An 18,889-nucleotide genomic window follows, 5' to 3' on the forward strand; every position below is an offset into this window, starting at 1 on the left:
CCTCCGGGACTGTCGAGGCCAGATCCGGGGGGACGGGGCGTCGGGCCGGCGGGACCGGCCCGACGCCCAGCTCCGGGACCGCCGGATCGGTCCTGGCGGCTGGCGCGCTCGAGAAGCACCAGCGCGGTGCCGAGGGCCCCGACCGGCAGCGCCAGGACATTGGCCCACCCCACCCACTGGTCGAAGGTCGCGTCGGAACGCGCCCCGAGGGCCTTGGTGACGACCCACGATCCGACACCCAGGATGCCGATGGCGACGAGCACCCAGGCCGTACGCCGCACCGTGTTCCACGATGTGCTGCCCATGCCGTTCATTCTCGCCCGCCGAGGCCACGCACCACACTGCTCGGACGCGGCTCGGGCAAACCAGGTCATGCCACGCACGTCAGCCGGCTCCTCCGACAAGGCCGGCCCCGTCGAGGCGACCTGTCGTCGGGTTCGGTGGGCGGGGTACCGCGCGTCGGCAGCGGTCGCTCAGCGCGCGTACCGCGTCGACCAACTCGGGCGGCCCGGTGAGGGTGAAGTCGACGCCGATCACCACCACCATCCATGCCAGGTCCGTGGGCGTGTCGGCACCCAGGTGCAGCAGACAGCGTGTCGCGTCGACGGCCTGCACCGTGCCCATCCCGGGCCAGAGCCGCTCGGCCACCACGGACGCCGGTGCGTGCATGGTCACGCTCGCCCGCACCGCCCACGGCCCGACGGACAGTTGCCGCGCCAGGTACGCCACCGCGTCCCCGCCCGGTGGCTCCCGACGGACGAACCGTGGGCCGGCCGGGGTCCAGGGGCGGAGCCGGTCGACCCGGAAGCATCGCCAGTCGGCGCGCCCGGTGTCCCAGGCCAGCAGGTACCAGTGCCGGGCAAAGCTGACCAGGGTGTGCGGCTCGACCAGCCGGGTCGATTGGCCGCCGTGGTGGTCGGTGTAGTCGAACCGTAGCCGCTCCCGCTGGTAGCAGGCGGCGGAGATCGTGGCCAGGACGTCCGGACCGACGGTCGGCCCCGGGTGCCCGGCACGGACGGTGGCGTGCTGCACCGCCGCGACCCGGTGGCGCAGCCGGGCCGGTAGGACCTGCTCCAGCTTGGCCAACGCTCCCAGGGCGGTCTCGTCGATGCCGGTCACCGCGCTGGCGGCGGCGGTGCGCAACCCGATCGCGACCGCTACCGCCTCGTCGTCGTCGAGCAGCAGCGGCGGCAGGGACGCCCCGGCGCCGAGCCGGTAGCCGGCCCGGCCCTGGCTAGCGTGCACCGGGTAGCCGAGCTCTCGGAGCCGGTCCACGTCGCGACGGACCGTGCGCACGGTGACGCCGAGCCGGTCGGCCAGTTCCGCGCCCGACCGGTGGCGGTGGGACTGCAACAGGGACAGCAGCTGCAGCAGCCGCGCCGAGGACCTCGCCATGGCGGCGAGACTGCCAGACGGTTGGGACCGATCCTGACCTGAGTGGCTCCTAACGTCGGTGCCGTGACGACCACTGGCGACATCCGCCCCTTCCGTATCGCGATCCCGCAGGCCGACCTGGACGACCTGGCGGCGCGGCTGACCGCCACCCGCTGGCCCGAGCTGCCAGACGTCGGTTGGCAGCGCGGCGTCCCCGTGTCCTACCTGAGAGAGCTGGTCGGATACTGGCGCTCCGGGTACGACTGGCGCACCCACGAGGCCGCGCTCAACGACATCCCGCAGTTCGTCAGCGACGTCGACGGCCAGCCCCTGCACTTCCTGCACGTCCGCTCACCCGAGCCGGACGCGACGCCGTTGCTGCTGCTGCACGGCTGGCCGGGCTCGTTCGTCGAGTTCCTCGACACCCTCGGCCCGCTGACCGCCCCGCGGGCCCACGGCGGCGACCCCGGTGACGCGTTCCACCTGGTGGTTCCGTCGCTGCCCGGGTTCGGGTTCTCCGCCCCCCTGGCCGGGCCCGGCTGGGGCAGCGAGCGGATGGCCGGGGCGCTCGGGCAGCTGATGGCCCGGCTCGGGTACGACCGCTTCGGGGTGCAGGGTGGCGACACCGGCTCCTGGGTCGCCCCGGCGCTCGGCCGGCAGGCCCCCGACCGGGTCATCGGGGTGCACGTCAACGCGCTGCTCACCTTTCCCTGCGGGGCCGAGGGCGAACTGGACGGGCTCACCGAGGTCGAACAGCGCCGGCTGGAGAGCATGGCACAGTACAACGACGGCTATCTACAGATCCAGGCGAAGTCCCCGCACACCCTGGCGTACGGGCTGCAGACTCGCCGGCCCAGCTCGCCTGGATCGTGGAGCACTTCCAGCGGCTCACCGACCACTCCGACGACGGGCTGCCCGACGACGCCGTGGACCGCGACCGCCTGCTCACCAACGTCACGCTCTACTGGCTGACCGGCACGGGCGGCTCCGCCGCCCAGGTCTACTACGAGGACATCACCGCCGCGGCCTGGAGCGACGCGTTCGGTCCCAGCGGTGTACCCACCGGGGTCCTGGTCTCCACGGCCCGGGACCTCACCGTCCGCCGGCTCGCCGAGCGCGACCACCACGTCGTGCGCTGGACCGAGCACGACCGGGGCGGGCACTTCTTCGCCATGGAGCAGCCCGCCCTCTTCGTCGACGACCTGCGCGCCTTCTTCCGGACGCTGCGCTGAGACCGGCCCGGCGCGCACCCGGCCCACCAGCCACGGGCTGCCCGGGTGCGCGCTGGGGCGCACTACCCGTCGTCGGTCCGGACCGGGAGCATTTTCGCCATTTCCGGCAACCCCCGCGACGAGGCCGCCACCATGGTGGCAGACCCGTACGGCGGTCCGGCCTGTGCCGCGGGCGGCGAGGGGGATGACGATGCAGGACGTGGCGGCGGCGATTGCGCCCGTCGGATCCGGGACGCCGGGCCTGGCCGAGCAGGTGTGGATCAACGCCCGGGAGGATCCCGGCGCGGTGCAGTTCGTCCGCCCGGCGCCGGTGTCCCGGGCGTGGCCGGCACGACGGCCGGTCCACGGCAGCGCGCTGCCGGTGACGTGCGAGCAGTTCCGGGACGACGTGCTGGTGCTGGCCCGTGGCTTCCTCGCCGCCGGCGTGCAGCACGGTGACCGGGTCGCCCTACTCAGCCGCACCCGCTACGAGTGGACGCTCGTCGACTACGCGCTGTGGGCGATCGGCGCGGTGACCGTGCCGATCTACGACACCGCCAGCCCGGACCAGGTCGGCTGGATTCTGGCGGACTCCGGCGCGACGGGCTGCGTGGTCGAACAACCCGGCCACGCGGAGATGCTCGCCGGCCTGCGGCCGGACCTGCCGGAGCTGCGTGAGGTCTGGCAGATCGACGCCGGTGACCTGATCGCCCTCGCCGGGCAGGGTCGGGCCGTCGACGACACGCGGGTGGAGGCCCGGCGTGCCCGGGTGACCGGCGGGGACATGGCGACGATCGTCTACACCAGCGGTACGACGGGCCGGCCCAAGGGATGTGTGCTGACCCACCGCAACATCCACTGCGACGTCACCGCCGCCGTCGCCGGACTGTCGTCGATTCTGCACCCGGGGGCGTCGACGGTGCTGTTCCTGCCGTTGGCGCACGCGTTCGCCCGGCTCATCCAGGTGGGCATGGTGCAGACCCGCGCCACGTTGCTGCACAGCGCCGACGTCACCGGCGTCCTCGACCAGCTGCGTACCTACCGACCGACGTTCATCCTCGCGGTGCCACGCGTCTTCGAGAAGATGTACAACCGGGCGCGGGACAAGGCCGCCGACGCGCACCGGGGTCGGTTGTTCACGCTGGCCGCGCGGGTGGCGGAGCGCCACAGCCGCGCCCGCGACACCCTCCGTGGCCCCGGCCTTCCGCTCCGGTTGGCACATGCCGTGTGCGACCTGCTGGTGTACCGGAAGATCCGGGCGGCGTTGGGCGGACGGTGCCGGACGGCGATCGTCGGCGGCGCACCGTTCGGCGAGCGGCTGGGGCACTTCTACCGTGGGGCCGGAATCACCGTGCTGGAAGGGTACGGGCTGACGGAGACGTCACCGGCGTTGACGGCGAACCTGCCGTCCGCCCAACGGATCGGCACCGTGGGTCGGCCGCTGCCCGGCGTGGAGCTGCGCGTCGCCGACGACGGGGAGATCCTCGCCCGGGGCGACGTGGTCTTCCCCGGCTACTGGAACAACCCGGACGCCACCCGGGCGGCGTTCACCGCCGACGGCTGGCTGCACACCGGTGACCTGGGCAGATGGGACGACGGTTGGCTGCGCATCACCGGCCGCAAGAAGGAGATCATCATCACCGCGTCGGGCGAGAACCTCGTCCCCGCCCCGATGGAGGAGGCCGTCCGCGCCCATCCGCTGGTCAGCCAGTGCCTGGTGGTCGGTGACGGCCGGCCCTACCCGGCCGCGCTGGTCACCATCGATCCGCAGACCTGGGTGCGCTGGCGGGCCGCGCACCGCCGGCCGGACGCCTCCGTCGCCGAGCTGCGGGACAGCCCGGAACTGCGCCGGGAGGTGCAGACCGCGGTCGACCGGGCCAACGAGATGGTGGCCAGGGCGCAGCAGATCAAGACATTCCGAATCCTGCCCGAGGACTTCACCGAGGAAGCCGGGGAACTCACCCCCACCCTCAAGATCAAGCGGAACGTCGTCGTCGAGCGGTACGCCGCCGACGTCGACGCCCTCTACCGGGGCCACTGACGCGGCCACGGGTTCGCCTCGTGCGGTCCACACCGGGTGCCGTCGCGGGTGAGGACGAACATGAAGGGGTGGGGGCAGCCGCGCATGTCCATCGCGCCGAGGAGCGTGTCGTCGTCGATCCTGCGAAACACATCGTGGACGGGAAGCGTGTCGTAGCACATGGTGGCGGTCACGACGCCGCGGTATTCGGTCATCCGCAGCCGGGCCGTCGGCCTCGTCGTGGTCAGCAACGGCCGGACCAGCCCGAACGCCCTCGCCGCGAGGGGCAGGTGGGCCAGTCGAGGGAAGCGCAGCAGTGGCCCCAGCGGGATCAACGCGGGGTTGAGGCTGGCCACACCCCCGCCGCCCGTGCGGAACAGCAGCGGGTGAGCGTCCTCGGCAGTCTCGAACCGTTTGCCGTACCAGCCGGAACTTTCCAGCAGCCCGTCCAGCGGGTGGCGGGTCTCCAGCCCGGTGCCGCGCCACCGGCCCAGCAGCCCGGCGACCGTCACCGGAGCAAGAGAGTCGAAGTACCGTAGGGCGAGCCGGATGTCCCGCTTCGCCCGCAGGCCGTCGAGCGTCGATCGGTGTGGATGGTCGGCGGTCACGGTGGCAACTCCTTGGTCGGGCGCGCCGTTCGTCCGGTAGAGCGGGGGATGGCGGGCTTTTGACCTGCGCACGGTGACCGATCATGCTGGTGCCGTGATGCGACCGTCTTCCGGCAGGCCGGCCCGGCAGCGGCGGGATGCCGTTCCGAGTATCCGTGACGTGGCGGCCGCGGCGGGGGTTTCCTACCAGACGGTGTCGCGGGTGCTCAACGATTCCCCCAGGGTACGGCCGGAAACCCGCCGGCTGGTGCTCGATGCCATCGACCGGCTGCAGTACCGGCCGAACCGGGCAGCCCGGGCGCTCGGCTTGGGACGGGCGAACGCGGTGACCGTGGTGACCGCGAACACCATGCTGTACGGGTACGCCAGCACGTTGCAGGGCGTCGAGGAGGCCGCCCGGCTGGCCGGACTGGCCGTCGGTGTCCGGGTGGTCGAGTCGGACCGGGACGTCGACGTGCGCCACGCCGTCGAGTACGTCAGCGACCCCAGCGCGGGCAGCGTCGTGGTGGTCGCCTTCGATCCGGCCGGCGCCAACGTGCTGCGGGCGTTGCCGCCGGACGTGCCCGCGGTCGCGGCGACGGAGGCCGGTGGGGTGCCGGGCAGCGAGCGCGCCATGGTCTTTTTGGACGAGCGGCAGGCAGCGGCCGACGCCACGCGGCACCTGCTGTCGTTGGGGCACCGCACGGTCCACCACGTCGCCATCCCCTCCGAGACGGTCGCGAGCGCGCGCCGGGCGGGGTGGCGTGGCGCGCTTGAGGCGGCCGGTGCCGCGGTGCCGGGAATCCTGTCGGCCGACTGGGATCCCCGCTCGGCGTACCTGGCGGGCCGGCGGCTGGCGGCGGACGGGGACGTCACGGCGATCCTGTGCGGCAACGACGACACGGCGCTCGCGGTGCGCCGGGCGCTGTACGAGGCGGGTCGCGACGTGCCGGGCGACGTGAGCATCGTGGGCTTCGACGACGTTCCCGGGGTGGCCTACTGGACGCCCGCGTTGACGACGGTGCGGATGGATTTCGCGGGCCTGGGCCGGGCCTGCCTGGCGGCGCTCGTCCCCGAGCTGACCGGTGTCGTCCCGCCCGCGGTGACGCCGGAGGCGCCCCGCCTGGTGATCCGGGAGTCGACCGCGCCGCCACGCGGGCGGTAGGACACCTGTTGGTAACAGAACTGTAACGACCACTTCCGACGCGCCGTGTGACCGGTCACACTCGTCCTCACGCCAGATGTAGCCCTCACTTTCTGGTCCGGCCTGAGAGAGCCCGGCCCTTCTGCGGAACCACCACGGGCATGTCGCCCCGGCGCCGCCCGCTCCCGCACGCCAGCGCGACCGCGAAGGAGACGCGAGCGACGGCCATGACACCGACGAGCACCCGAGCCGCCCACCACGCGACCGGCACCGGCGGCACCCGCGGCTGCCGCCACCGGAGCCCGACCCCGACAGCCCGGCACGCAGCCACGAGTTAGACCAACGACAGGAGCAGGCAGTGAGCTGGCGCGACACCAGTCTGGTGTGGGGACACCGGGCGTTGCAGTTGACCATCGACATCTCCGGCGACGGCCCCGTCGCCGTCCGGGCTCTGTCCGACGGCGACCGGCGACACCACACCCGGGGCACCCAACCGTTGGTGGAACTGCTGGTCGCCGGCGCCGGCCGGGCCCGGGTCTCGCAACGCTTCTCCGAGACCGCCGTCGGCCGGCGGATGGTCTACGCCGGCAGCCAGCAGCGGCGCGACGGGCGGTGGCACGAACTCCGCGTCGACCTGCGCGACGAACAGACCGGCCTGCTGGCACGAACCGTGTTCCGCTCGGCCGACGGAACCAGCGCCGTGCAGGTGCGCGCCACCGTGACCAACCACGGCACGCAACCGCTGCCGCTGCTCGGGGTCACGTCCTTCGCCGCCGGGTTCCTCGGCCACCCGATGGAGAACATCGACCTGGTCCGCGGAGACAGCGAGTGGCTCGGCGAGGGCCGCTGGACCCGCCACCCGCTGCGCGACACCGTCACCGCCGACCTCAACCTGGCGATGCACGGCCAGGACGGTCGCGGCCGGTTCGCCGTGGTCAGCACCGGAACCTGGTCCACCGGCGCACACCTGCCCACCGGCGGCATCGTCGACCGGGACAGCGGGCACGCCTGGCTGTGGCAGATCGAGCACAACGGGCCCTGGCGGTGGGAGGTCGGCGAACGGCTCGACGGGGCGTACGTCGCGCTGCTCGGCCCGACCGACATCGACCACCAGTGGCAGCAGCCGCTGCGGCCGGGCGACTCCTTCACCACCGTGCCGGTGTCGGTCGCCGTCTCCTCCGCCGGTCTGGACGGTGCGGTCGCCGCCCTCACCGGCCACCGGCGGACTCTGGTCCGCCCGCACCGCGACCGGTCGACGCTGCCCGTGGTCTTCAACGACTACATGAACACGCTGATGGGAGACCCGACCACGGCGAAGCTGCTGCCGCTGGTCGACGCGGCGGCCGACGCCGGGGCCGAGGTCTTCTGTGTCGACGCCGGCTGGTACGACAACGACCTCACCTGGTGGGACAGCGTCGGCGAGTGGCAGCCGTCGCAGATCCGCTTCCCCCACGGCATCGAGGAGGTGCTGACCCGCATCCGGGACCGCGACATGGTCCCGGGTCTCTGGCTGGAACCCGAGGTGATCGGGGTACGCAGCCCGATGGCGGACAAGCTCCCGCCGGAGGCGTTCCTGCAACGTGGTGGCGTCCGGTTGGTCGAACACGACCGCTACCACCTCGATATGCGTCACCCCGCCGCGGCCGCCCATCTCGACGAGGTCGTCGACCGGCTGGTCGAGCAACTCGGCGTCGGCTACCTCAAACTCGACTACAACATCGACCCCGGCGCCGGCACCGATCTGGACGTCGACAGCGTCGGCGCCGGCCTGCTGGCCCACAACCGTGCACACCTGGCCTGGTTGGACCGGCTGCACCACCGCCACCCCGACCTGATCCTGGAGAACTGCGCCTCCGGCGGCATGCGTATGGACTACGCCCTGCTGTCCCGGATGCAACTCCAGTCGACCAGCGATCAGCAGGACTACCGGCACTACCCGCCGATCGCCGTCGCGGCGCCGATGTCCGTCCTACCGGAACAGTCCGCCAACTGGGCGTATCCCCAACCGGACATGCCCGACGAGCAGCTCGCCTTCACCCTGTGCACCGGCATGCTCGGCCGCCTCTACCTCTCCGGCCGGCTGGACGCCATGCGACCCGACCAGCTACGGGCCGTGCGGGACGCTGTCGAGGCGTACCGCGGCATCCGGACCGACCTGGCGGACACCGTGCCGCTGTGGCCGCTCGGCCTGCCCGCCTGGAGCGACCCGTGGCTCAGCCTCGCGCTGCGCCGCCGGGACGTCACCTACCTGGGGGTGTGGCGGCGCGACGGCGCCGACCGGTCGGCCACGCTGCGCCTGCCGCACCTGGCCGGTCAGCAGGTCGCCGTCGAGCTGCTGCATCCGCGCCACCTGCCCCCCTGGACCTGCACCTGGGCGTCCGCCACCGGAAGGCTCACCGTGACACCCACCTGCCCGGAGCCGTTCACCGCGCGGATCTTCCGCATCACCACCGACGCACCCACACCCTGACCGGCCCCCTCCCGGCAGCTCGTCCCCCACCACGAAAGAAGGTTCAGCACGATGAAGCGATGGACCAGCACCGTCGCCGTCGCGGCGGCGCTCACACTCGGCCTCGCCGCCTGTAGCGACCCCACCGCCGACGGCCCCGCCGACACCACCGTCTCCTGGCCCGACCCCACCGGCCGGCTCGACGGCGTCGCCCTGACCATCTGGGCCGCGCAGAACAGCAACACCGTCCCGCAGAAGGTCATCGAGGGTTTCCGGGCCGCGACCGGCGCCACCGTCGAGGTGGTCACCATTCCCGACCCGTACGAGCAGGGCATCCAGACCAAGGTCGCCACCGGTGACAAGCCGGACCTGGCCTTCTGGCAGCCCACCGCGTCGATGCTGACCGCGATCAACGCCAAGGGCAACCTGCAACCCCTCACCGACGCGCCGTGGCTGCCGTCGATGGCGCCTCAGCTGCGCGACATCACCGGGCTGCTCGACGGCACGCGCTACGCCGCCCTGGTCACCAGCCCCGCGGTCGAGGGTGTCTACTACAACAGGGAGGTCTTCGCCGCCCACGGCGTCACCGCCCCACCGAGGAACTTCGACGAGATGGTCGCCCTGGCCCGCCAACTCAAGGCCAAGGGCGTCACCCCCTTCTACGAGATGGGCGCCGATCGTTGGGCCACCCAGTGGTGGGTGCAGGTTCAGCTCGCTGACGCGGCCAAGAGCGGGCTCTGGGAGCGGATCAACACCGGACAGGAGAAGTTCACCGACCCGACCGTGCTCGGTGCGATCAGGAAGTACCGGGCGCTGATCGACGAGGGACTGTTCAACGCCGACATCAGGACCGCCACCTTCGACGACCAGGGCACCGCGCTGCTCGACGGCAAGGCCGCCATGGTGGTGCAGGTCAACTCCTTCTTCGGGCAACTGCAGGCCAAGGCCGACACGGCGACCCTCGACAAGAAGATCGGCTTCTTCCCGATCTCCCCGTCGGGCAACGTCGGCACCTTCATTCCCGACCAGTCCAACGCCCTGGTCGCCTTCGCCACCGGCGACACCAAGCGGGAGGCCGCGGCGCGGCAGCTGCTGGCGTACTGGATGGGTCCGGGCTATCAGGACTTCCTCGCCGACCGCAACACGGTGTCCCTGCAGACCGCCGTACCCGACCCCGCCGGGGTGCCCCAGGCCCTGCGTGACGTGCACGCCGCGCTGCCGGCATCGGTCGGCTCCATGCAGGCGCAGGCCGTCGCCAACCCCGACCTGTTCCTCAACCTCGCCGACATGATCGCCGGCACCACCACCCCGGAACAGGTCGCGAAGGCCACCCAGGACCAGTTCACTCAGCTGGCCAAGGCCGCAGGCGCGCCCGGCTTCTAGCCGGTCGCGCACCGCTCGGCGTACGCAGGCGCCGGCTCGCGCCTGCGTACGCCAGGAGTCAAGGAGCCCACCACCCGATGCCCACGGCAGTACACGCGCCGGCGCCGGACCGGCTCGGTCCGCGACCGCCATCGACCCGCCCCGGGCGCCGCGCCACGGGAACCATCCACCGGCGGACGCATCCGATGTGGTTCCTCGTGCCCGCGTTCGCCATCCTGCTCGTCTTCTTCGTCCTGCCCACCCTGTTCAACTTCGTCTACGCCTTCACCGACTGGTCAGGCTTCAAGAGCGAGATCAACCCGGTCGGCTTCGACAACTTCGTCGACCTCGCCTCCAGCGGCACCCTGTTCAGCGCACTGCGCATCACCGTCGTCTACGCGGCGCTGGTGGCCGTCTTCCAGAACGTCTTCGGCTTCGCCCTCGCCGTCCTGCTCGAGCGCGACACCCGCCTCAACCGCGTCGCCCGGGTCTTCTTCCTGATCCCCGTGCTGATGTCCGCCCTCGCCGTCGGCTACCTCTTCCAGGCGCTGCTCAAGCCCGACGGCAGTGTCAACCAGCTGATCAGCGCCGTCGCGCGGCAGCCGTTCGACCACGGCTGGCTCGCCGACAACACCTGGACCATCGTGGTGGTCGCGCTCATCCACTCCTGGAAGTGGATGGGGCTGTCGATGCTCATCTACCTCGCCGGGCTCAAGACGATTCCCGAGGACGTCATGGAGGCCGCCCGCATCGACGGCGCCTCACGTTGGCGTACCTTCTGGGCGGTCCGGTCGCCGCTGCTCGCGCCCGCGGTCACCTTCAACGTCGCGACCGCCCTGCTGGGCTCCATGAACGGCTTCGACATCGTCCAGGCCACCACCGGCGGAGGCCCCGCCCGCACCACGGAGATCCTCAACATCTTCATCTACCGCACCTTCGGGCAGGGCCTGTTCGCACAGGCCACCACCATGAGCCTGGTGCTGTTCCTGCTCGTCGCCCTCATGGCCTTCCCCGTCATCCACCTGCTGCGCAAACGGGAGGAGATCCTGTGACCGCCGGCGCACCCCACCGTTCGCGCCCCGGACGGCAGGGCACCGGGATCAGCGACGCGCGGATCTGGACCCGGCTCCAACCCGTGGTCGCCGCCGCTCTCGTGGTGACCCTGATCGGCATCCCGCTCTGGCTCGTCCTGGTCACCGCCGCCAAGTCCCAGGGGGAGGCGATCACCCCCGACCTGTCGTGGCCCGACGACTGGCAACTGTGGGACAATCTCCGCCAGGTCTGGACCGACGCCGACGTCCCCGCCGCGTTCCTCGGCAGCCTGCTGGTCGTCGTGCCCACCGTGGTCGGGGTGCTCCTCTGCGGGTCGATGGCCGCCTGGGTGCTGGCCCGCCGGGCGACCCGCCTCACCGCGGTTCTGTACGCCATCGCGATCAGCGGCATCATCCTGCCGCCCGCCGTGGTCACCGTGGTGCTCCTGCTGCGCCAGCTCGGCCTCGCCGGCACGGTCGTCGGGATGATCGGCGTCTACCTGGGCATCTACCTGTCCACGGTGATCTTCTTCGTCACCGGGTTCGTCCGCACCATCCCGACGTCTCTGGAGGAGGCGGCCCAGACCGACGGCGCCAGTCCGCTGACCGTGTTCCGGCGCGTCGTCCTGCCGCTGCTACGGCCGGTGCTGGCCACCGCGACCATTCTCGTCTGCCTGTACGTCTGGAACGACGTCTTCTATGCCTTCTTCGTCATCGGCGGCCGGCACGACACCCTGCCGCTCAACCTCTTCCGCGTCGCCAGCGCCGGTCTCTACCTCAACAACTGGCACCTCATCTTCGCCTACGTGATCCTCATGAGCCTGCCGTTGATCGTCGTGCTCGCCATCGCCCAACGAAAGATCATCTCCGGCATCACCAGCGGTGCCGTCAAGTAGGGAGAGTTCATGCACACAGTCGTGAGACTCACTGCCGCCCTGGCGGGCATCACGCTGGCCGCCACCGCCCTGGCGCCGCCACCGGCCGGGGCCGCGAACGAAAGCGGCGACGTGCTCGCCGTGGACTTCGCCCGCACCACGGGCGCGTTCCGCGGCGGTGCGACGGGCACGCTCTACGGTTTCGGCGACGACGGGGCCCCCACCCAGGCGCTGATCAACGGGGCGCACATCACCAACACCTCGCAGAAGGCGCCGTACGGCACCCAGCACCCCAGCGGTGACGCGATCAAGGTCGAGGACGGCTTCTTCCGCAAGCACGGCAAGGACATGTACATCTACGTCCAGGACTACTACCCGGACTGGCCGTACCACGGTGGTCGCCGTCCCGGCGACAGCCGCACCTACCACCAGGCCGACGGCACGTACACGGTCACGCCCAACGGCGTCTGGGACTACCTGGAGGTCGTGGAGTTCGTGACCGAGGCGGTCGCCACCACCTCGGCCCGCCCCCGCGACTACGTGTTCATCCCCTTCAACGAGCCCGACGGCGGCAACTGGTACCGCGACTGGGGTGGGCTGCGGGAGACCTTCCTGGCGGACTGGAAGGCCACCTACGACACGATCCAGAAGGTCTACGCGCGTCACGGCCTCGGCCACGCGCGCATCGGCGGCCCCGGCGACACCCGGTGGCAGCCGGAACGCTCCGCCGACTTCCTGCGCTACGCCAAGGCCAACGCCGTCCTGCCCGACGTGTTCATCTGGCACGAGCTGGGCATCGACAACCTGCGTACCTTCCGCTCCCACTACGCCGACTACCGGCGGTTGGAGAAGGACCTGGGGCTCGACCCGATGCACGTCAACATCACCGAGTGGGGGATGCTGCGCGACATGGGCACCCCCGGGCAGCTGATCCAGTGGTTGTCCATCATGGAGGACCTGAAGATCGACGGGCAGACCGCGTACTGGAACTACGCCGGGAACCTCAGCGACAACAGCGCCCGTGCCAACGCCGCGAACGCCGGCTGGTGGATGTTCAAGTGGTACGGCGACCTGGAGGGGTCGCAGACCGTCGCCGTCACGCCACCGGCCCTCAACGCCGTCGACACCCTCCAGGGCGTCGGCGCCATCGACGTCGCCAACAAGCGGGCCACCGTCCTGTACGGCGGCGGCGGCAATCCGGTGTCGCTGCGCCTGTCCGGTCTGGACCACCGCGTCTTCGGCTCGCGCGTCGACGTCGAGGTCCGCGAGATCACCCTGTCCGGCGCGGAGGGCGTCTCCGGCACCCCGTCCGTCGTCAAGGTCCTCGACGGTGTCCGGCTCGACCGGGGTACGGTCAACCTCGACGTGCCCACCTACGACCGGTACGCCGCCTACCAGGTGCTCATCACTCCCGAGCAGGACCGCACCCTCGCGACCGGCGCCGTCTGGACGGCCAGCTCCGAGGCCGAGCACACCACCCTCACCTCGGCCACCGTCTACGACCAGGACCCGAAGGCCGGTGGCGGCTGGAAGTTCCTCGCCTCCGGCGGCCGCGACGTCGGCTCCTTCAACCGGCCGACATCGAGGGCCGAGTGGTCGGTCACCGTCCCGCGCACCGGCCGCTACCGCTTCCAGGTCATCGGCGGAGCCCCCGGCGTCCCGGGCCGCCACGCGCTCTTCGTCGACGACGCCGACCCCACGATCGTGCAGTACACCGCCAACCTGGCCCTCACCTCGTACCAGAAGTGGCAGTACCGGGGCAGCGCCGAGGTGACCATCCCGCTGACCGCGGGCCGGCACACGCTGTCGCTGCGGGCCAGCCTGGACGGCGTCTCCCTGCTGCCGAACGCCGACATCACCCTGGACAAGTTCCTGCTCACCGACGTCACCGACGGCGAGCCCACCAGCTATCCGGCCTCGACCCTGCGCTTCGCCGGCGGCGCACGGCTCACCTACCGCAGCCCCGGGGCCCGCGGGCACGCCGACATCCGTGGGGCGGGCGCGCGCGCCGACGCGTACGTTCACGCGTGGGAGACCGGCTATCACGACCTGAGTCTCGACTTCCGCAGCACCGCCGCCACGGCCGCCGAGGTCACGGTCAACGGTCGCCGGGTGGCCACGGTCGTCGCACCCCGCCGCGGCAGCTGGCGCTCCACTGTGCGCCTGCACCTCAGCCAGGGCATCAACGAGGTCGAGGTCCGCTCGACCAAGGGGATCCTGCTCCAGCGGTTGACCACCACCCGGGCCGCCGGGGCCGACACCGCCGCGGTCACGGTCGAGGCGGAGAACGTCATCCGCCGGGGTGCCGTCAGCGTTGCCCGCTACACCGAGGCGTCGGGCAGCAACGCCTCCGGGCTGGCCGGCCTGGGGCACGTCGGCAACGGCGCCGCCAACACCTTCGAGGTGCCGCGCCGGCCCGGTTTCGACCGGCCCGGCGACTACGACATCGCCGTCACCTACGCCAACGCCGAACTCGGCGGCAGCCACGACTACAACCCGCAGGTCATCGACCGTCGGCTGAACGTCACGGAGACCGGCGGTGGCAGCACGCACGCCTACTTCCGTTACACCTACGCGTGGCACAGCTTCCTGGAGCGCACCATCCCGGTGACGCTCTCCACCGCCGACGGCCCGCTGGTCTTCGGTAACCCGGACGCCTACGCCCCCGACATCGACAAGATCACCATCGCCCCGGTCACCCTCGGTTCGCCGACCACCGTGCCCCGGTGAACCGGCCGGTCTGAGGGCCGACCCGTCCGCGGCCTGTCCAGCAGGCGCAGGCCGTGAAACGGCGGCACCCGGCTTCCGTACCCGGAGCCGGGTGCCGCCGCGCCCGATGGGGCCGACCGGTGCGTCCACGTGGAGTTCCCTCGTGTCCGGCGAGGAGGCGGCCCAAGCATGCCACGGCGGGGCGGGCCCCCGTGGCACGGCCGGGCGCCCCCCGGACGGGCGGGTGGGCGGCTACCGGCGGGCCGTGGGACCGAACGTGGCGTCCCGCCAGCGCAGCAGTTCCGAGCGGGCCGCGGCGAGCTGCTCGGCGGTCACCGGTGCGCCGGACGTGGCACCGACCACGAGTGCGACGTGCACCGTGCCGGCAGGGGTGTCGGCGGCGTCGACCAGCAGACGCTGCGCGGAACGCGCGCCGACCTCCCGGGCGACCGACACCGGCCCGGCGGCGGGGATGCCGTGCAGGGTCGCGACGTCGCTCACCACGGCGGTGCCGGCGGCCGGGAACGAGGCGGGCAGGTGCAGCTCGGTGGGGCCGGCCGGGCGGGTGGCCGGCTGACGCCAGACCAGCACCCCGTACTGCCGGCCGGCGACCAGCGCCGACACCGCCGGCATGGTCGCCGGCGGAGTCAGCCAGGCGCGCTGTTGGCCGGCGCCGCCGTAGCCGGAGCGGGCCAGGTCCTCGTAGGCGAAGGCGAGGGTGTCGCCGGCCACCGCGCTCGGGTAGAGCCGGTCGAGCAGCCGCCGGTCCAGCCGGAGCGTCACGGTCCCGGCGTCGTCCATCTTGACGACCGAGTGGTCCTCGTCGTTCCAGGCGTCACCGTCGGTCTGCACCCTGTCCGGGTTGCCGTTCATCAGCTCGTGGTGTCGGTCGTGGTAGATGTCCCACTGCCACTGGGTGCCCGACAGCACCGCCCCGCCCGCGCGCGGGTCGGTCCACCACCGGGCCCCGGCCACCCCGGCGTCCATGCCCTGGTACATCGCGCGCAGCATCCAGGGGGTGCGGTCGCTGCCGTGGCCGGAGAGCTTGTTGCCGAACTCGGAGACGAACGGCGCCGTGGCCAGGTCGCCGGCCCGGTTCCGGATCCGGTTCATCGCCGCCGCGTACGTGCCGTCGGTGGCGGGGGAGGGGTCCAGTGTGATCCGGGCGCCGTCGTAGTAGTGGCTGTTGAACACGAAGCGCTCGCCGAGCGGCGGGGCGTCCGGCAGCCCGCCCTGCTCGAAGAAGCCGGTGTTCCAGAAGACCAGGGGCTCGACGAAGGCTGGTTTCGCCGCCCAGCCGGCGGTGTCCATCGCCGCGCGGAAGCGCTGGTAGAACGGCAGCAGGTAGGTGCGTTCCCACTCCGCGCCGGATCGGCTCTCCACGCCCCCGTCGAAGGGCTCGTTGAACGGGTCGAACCCGACGATGTTGCGGAACGACGCGGCCGGCAGGCGCTGCGCGAGATGCCGCATGGCCGCCGTCGCCTGGGTGAGGAACGCGTCCTGTACGCCGACCGTGCCGGCCTCCGTGCGCAGGGCCCGGTTGCGCCAGAAGTCGGCCATCGCCTGGCGCACGGCGGCGTTGTTCATCATGTTCTGCCCCCACAGGAAGCAGATCCCGCAGGACTCGCGGGGATAGCCGCCGGCCCGGATCACCCAGGCGGGTGCGCCGTCGCCGGTGTACCAGCTGTCGCGGTGGAACAGGTGCGCGGAGTAGAGATCCTGGTGGTAGTCGAGCAGGACGTAGAAGCCACGGTCGGTGAACTCGCGGATCTGCTCGACCGCCCGGTCCAGGTAGCCGGTGTCGATCCGGTCCGGAGCCGGTTGGACCCCCTCCCAGGCGATCAGGAAGCGGATCGTGTTCGCCCCGGTCAGGTCCCGCATCGCCTGCGCGGACACCGCGGCGTCGGCGCGGCTGCGGAACGGCAGGAGGTTGTTCTCGTACAGCTTGGTGCTGCCCGAGACGTTGAAGCCGCGCAGGACGACCTCGCGGCCCCGCTCGTCTCGGAACACCCCGCCGAGGGCGGGGCGCGGGGTGACCGCGACGGCGGCACCGCCCGAGGTGGTGGTGGTCGGTGCGGCCGCCGGGACCGCGGCGCCGGCGGATGTTGTCAGGGCGAGGGCCAGACCCGCCGCTCCCAGAAACGTGAAGACTGCTCGCGAAGCACCCATGGATGGATGCTAATGCATGAGCGGTGCGCTGGGGCCCGCACCGCTCCGTAGTCGGCGGGGCCGAGGTGGTGGGCGCACGCGCCCCGCCCTTTCGCGCACGCTGCGGCACTGACTGGGCACTCCGGGTGTGTCAATCGGCGGCCGCCGGCGTCCGGCGGCAGGGCGGTGCGCCGGCGACGGACGGCCGGTTCCACCGGCGCGGCTCGACGGCTTGTTGCAAATCTCTGGCAACTACGTAATCCTGGCACCAGGTGATCAAACTCCGAGCCGCCGGCGCCACCCGGGCCGGGGCGGCCAACCCGCCGCCGCACCACCCCACCACTCACGGGAGCATCTGATGGGTACCCCTCTGCCCACCCGCACGGCGAGCCTGGTCGGCGCCGCTCTGCTGATCGCGACCGGCTGCTCGTCCCCGACGGCAACCTCCGCCACGGGCGGCGGCGCCCGCACCCTCGTGGTCGCCACCGCCGGCGAGCCGGACACGCTCAACCCGGTGCTGAACTACGGCGTCGACGGCGGATCGCTGATCTTCGACGGTCTCGTCGCCCGCGACGCCCGCAACCAGCTCGTCCCGGCGCTGGCCCGGGAACTGCCGGCCGTGTCGCCGGACGGGCGGACCGTCACGGCGGCCCTGCGCGAGGGCGTGCGCTTCCACGACGGCAGCCCGCTGACCGCCCAGGACGTGGTCTTCACCTACCAGGCCGTGCTGGACCCGAAGGTCGACTCCACGCTCCGGTCCGACCTGGACATGCTCGCCTCGGTCACCGCCCCGGATCCGTCCACCGTGGTGTTCACCCTGAGGTACGCCTACGCGCCGTTCCTGCAACGGCTCACGCTGGGCATCGTGCCGGCCGAGGCGCTGGCCGGGCAGGACGTCAACAAGGCCGGGTTCAACCGCAAGCCGGTGGGCACCGGCCCGTACCGGGTGACGTCGTGGACGCCGGGTGACCGGCTCGTCCTCGCCGCCAACGAGACGTACTGGGGCGGCCGGCCCGCCAACTCCGGAGTCGTGGTGGCCTTCGTCGCCGACGACAACGTCCGCGCCCAGCGGATGCGGGCCGGGGAGTTCGACGCCGCCGAGCTGGCGCCGAAGCTGGCCGTCGGCTTCGACCGCCAGGCCGGTTACCGGGTCGAGCGGGTGCCCACCGCCGACTACCGCGGCGTGATGCTGCCGATGGGCAACCCGGTCACCGCGGACGTGGCGGTGCGCCGAGCGCTGACCGCGGCGGTGGACCGCCAGGCGATGGTCACCGGCGTGCTCGGCGGGGCGGGGGAGCCGGCGTTCGGGCCGGTTCCGCCCTCGTCGGAGTTCGCCGCGCCGGCGACCGCCGGCACCGCGTCCGCCGACCCGGCCGCCGCCACCGCCGCCCTCGACGCCGCCGGCTGGCGGCCCGGCCCGGACGGCATCCGGGTCAAGGACGGCCGCCCGGCGGCGTTCACCCTCATGTACCCGGCCACCGACAGCCTGCGCAAGGAGCTCGCCCTCGCCGTCACCGCCGACGCCAGGAAGGTCGGCATCAAGGTGACCCCCGAGGGCCTCACCTGGGACGCGATCACCCCGCGGATGGGCACCGACGCGCTGATCATGGGCTACGGCACCCCGTACGACCCGGACTTCGTCTCCTTCAAGCTGTTCGGTTCCGCCTTCGCCGGCCAGGGCTTCTTCAACCCCGGCTCCTACCGGTCACCGGTGGTGGACAAGGCGTTGCAGGACGGCCGCGACAGCGCCGACCCGGCCGCCCGCAAGGCCGCCTACGCCACCTTCCAGCAGCAGCTCGCCACCGACGTGCCGTGGGTGTTCCTCACCTACCTCCAGCACACCTACGTGGTGAAGGACGCCGTCGCGGGGGTGACGCCCCGGGTCGAGCCGCACGAGCACGACGTGGCGAACAGCCTCTGGTGGAACATCCACACCTGGACCAGGACGTCGTGACCGCGACCGCCCCCACCCCCACCCC

At 72.0% G+C, this 18,889-nt stretch carries 12 protein-coding genes and 1 pseudogene; 9 read left to right on the forward strand and 4 right to left on the reverse strand.

All coding sequences use genetic code 11. The annotated features are described in order from the left end of the window. Together E1193_RS20225 and E1193_RS20230 are read right to left on the reverse strand one after the other, a co-directional pair. On the reverse strand, nt 1-305 hold a 305-nt coding region (locus tag E1193_RS20225), incomplete at its 3' end, for a hypothetical protein (protein ID WP_207922774.1). Between the two features lie 79 nt (nt 306-384). Continuing rightward, complete coding sequence (locus E1193_RS20230; protein WP_207922775.1) at nt 385-1,395, reverse strand: YafY family protein; 1,011 nt, start codon at nt 1,393-1,395, stop codon at nt 385-387. 81 nt (nt 1,396-1,476) lie between these two features. Here E1193_RS20230 and E1193_RS20235 point away from each other — a divergent pair. Both E1193_RS20235 and E1193_RS20240 read left to right on the forward strand, forming a co-directional pair. Then, a pseudogene (locus E1193_RS20235) lies at nt 1,477-2,606 on the forward strand (epoxide hydrolase family protein). Nucleotides 2,607-2,796: 190 nt separating this feature from the next. After that, nucleotides 2,797-4,626: a long-chain fatty acid--CoA ligase gene (locus tag E1193_RS20240; RefSeq protein WP_132184764.1), complete on the forward strand. Its 1,830-nt coding sequence runs from the start codon at nt 2,797-2,799 to the stop codon at nt 4,624-4,626. On the opposite strand, the gene E1193_RS20245 is transcribed toward E1193_RS20240, so the two are convergent. Further along, on the reverse strand, nt 4,611-5,213 hold the full coding sequence (locus tag E1193_RS20245) for a DUF4334 domain-containing protein (protein ID WP_243707796.1): 603 nt from the start codon (nt 5,211-5,213) through the stop codon (nt 4,611-4,613). The two genes, E1193_RS20240 and E1193_RS20245, sit on opposite strands and share 16 nt — an antisense overlap. 160 nt (nt 5,214-5,373) lie before the next feature. Here E1193_RS20245 and E1193_RS20250 point away from each other — a divergent pair, with 160 nt between their 5' ends. The 6 genes from E1193_RS20250 to E1193_RS20275 all read left to right on the forward strand — a co-directional run bounded on the left by E1193_RS20250 (nt 5,374) and on the right by E1193_RS20275 (nt 14,783). Further along, nucleotides 5,374-6,357 (forward strand): substrate-binding domain-containing protein, encoded by a 984-nt coding sequence (locus tag E1193_RS20250; protein WP_243707797.1) that lies wholly within the window; start codon nt 5,374-5,376, stop codon nt 6,355-6,357. A 337-nt stretch (nt 6,358-6,694) separates the two neighbouring features. Next, nucleotides 6,695-8,806: a glycoside hydrolase family 36 protein gene (locus E1193_RS20255; RefSeq protein WP_243707798.1), complete on the forward strand. Its 2,112-nt coding sequence runs from the start codon at nt 6,695-6,697 to the stop codon at nt 8,804-8,806. Between the two features lie 51 nt (nt 8,807-8,857). Then, complete coding sequence (locus E1193_RS20260) at nt 8,858-10,168, forward strand: ABC transporter substrate-binding protein (protein WP_132184762.1); 1,311 nt, start codon at nt 8,858-8,860, stop codon at nt 10,166-10,168. A gap of 77 nt (nt 10,169-10,245) precedes the next feature. Then, nucleotides 10,246-11,199 (forward strand): sugar ABC transporter permease, encoded by a 954-nt coding sequence (locus E1193_RS20265; protein ID WP_207922776.1) that lies wholly within the window; start codon nt 10,246-10,248, stop codon nt 11,197-11,199. Then, nucleotides 11,196-12,074, forward strand: a complete 879-nt coding sequence (locus tag E1193_RS20270; RefSeq protein ID WP_243707799.1) for a carbohydrate ABC transporter permease — start codon at nt 11,196-11,198, stop codon at nt 12,072-12,074. The genes E1193_RS20265 and E1193_RS20270 overlap by 4 nt, the downstream gene beginning before the upstream one ends. A gap of 9 nt (nt 12,075-12,083) precedes the next feature. Further along, nucleotides 12,084-14,783 carry a hypothetical protein gene (locus tag E1193_RS20275; protein WP_132184763.1) on the forward strand — a complete coding sequence of 900 codons (2,700 nt, stop codon included), beginning with the start codon at nt 12,084-12,086 and terminating at the stop codon, nt 14,781-14,783. Nucleotides 14,784-15,014: 231 nt separating this feature from the next. Here E1193_RS20275 and E1193_RS20280 read toward each other — a convergent pair whose 3' ends face one another. Continuing rightward, the gene (locus E1193_RS20280; protein ID WP_243707800.1) at nt 15,015-16,931 is read right to left on the reverse strand and encodes a cellulase family glycosylhydrolase; all 1,917 of its coding nucleotides are present in this window, start codon (nt 16,929-16,931) and stop codon (nt 15,015-15,017) included. Between the two features lie 337 nt (nt 16,932-17,268). Here E1193_RS20280 and E1193_RS20285 point away from each other — a divergent pair, with 337 nt between their 5' ends. After that, nucleotides 17,269-18,864 carry an ABC transporter substrate-binding protein gene (locus E1193_RS20285; RefSeq protein WP_243707801.1) on the forward strand — a complete coding sequence of 532 codons (1,596 nt, stop codon included), beginning with the start codon at nt 17,269-17,271 and terminating at the stop codon, nt 18,862-18,864. The last annotated feature ends 25 nt before the right edge of the window (nt 18,865-18,889 follow it).

The sequence above is a fragment of the Micromonospora sp. KC606 genome, from assembly GCF_004348675.1.
GTDB lineage: Bacteria > Actinomycetota > Actinomycetes > Mycobacteriales > Micromonosporaceae > Micromonospora.

Bases quoted from the DNA above. Each gene is read 5' to 3' on its own strand.
- E1193_RS20230 (WP_207922775.1), bottom strand. From the start codon at position 1,395: ATGGCGAGGTCCTCGGCGCGGCTGCTGCAGCTGCTGTCCCTGTTGCAG.
- E1193_RS20240 (WP_132184764.1), top strand. From the start codon at position 2,797: ATGCAGGACGTGGCGGCGGCGATTGCGCCCGTCGGATCCGGGACGCCG.
- E1193_RS20260 (WP_132184762.1), top strand. From the start codon at position 8,858: ATGAAGCGATGGACCAGCACCGTCGCCGTCGCGGCGGCGCTCACACTC.
- E1193_RS20265 (WP_207922776.1), top strand. From the start codon at position 10,246: ATGCCCACGGCAGTACACGCGCCGGCGCCGGACCGGCTCGGTCCGCGA.
- E1193_RS20275 (WP_132184763.1), top strand. From the start codon at position 12,084: ATGCACACAGTCGTGAGACTCACTGCCGCCCTGGCGGGCATCACGCTG.
- E1193_RS20280 (WP_243707800.1), bottom strand. From the start codon at position 16,931: ATGGGTGCTTCGCGAGCAGTCTTCACGTTTCTGGGAGCGGCGGGTCTG.
- E1193_RS20285 (WP_243707801.1), top strand. From the start codon at position 17,269: ATGGGTACCCCTCTGCCCACCCGCACGGCGAGCCTGGTCGGCGCCGCT.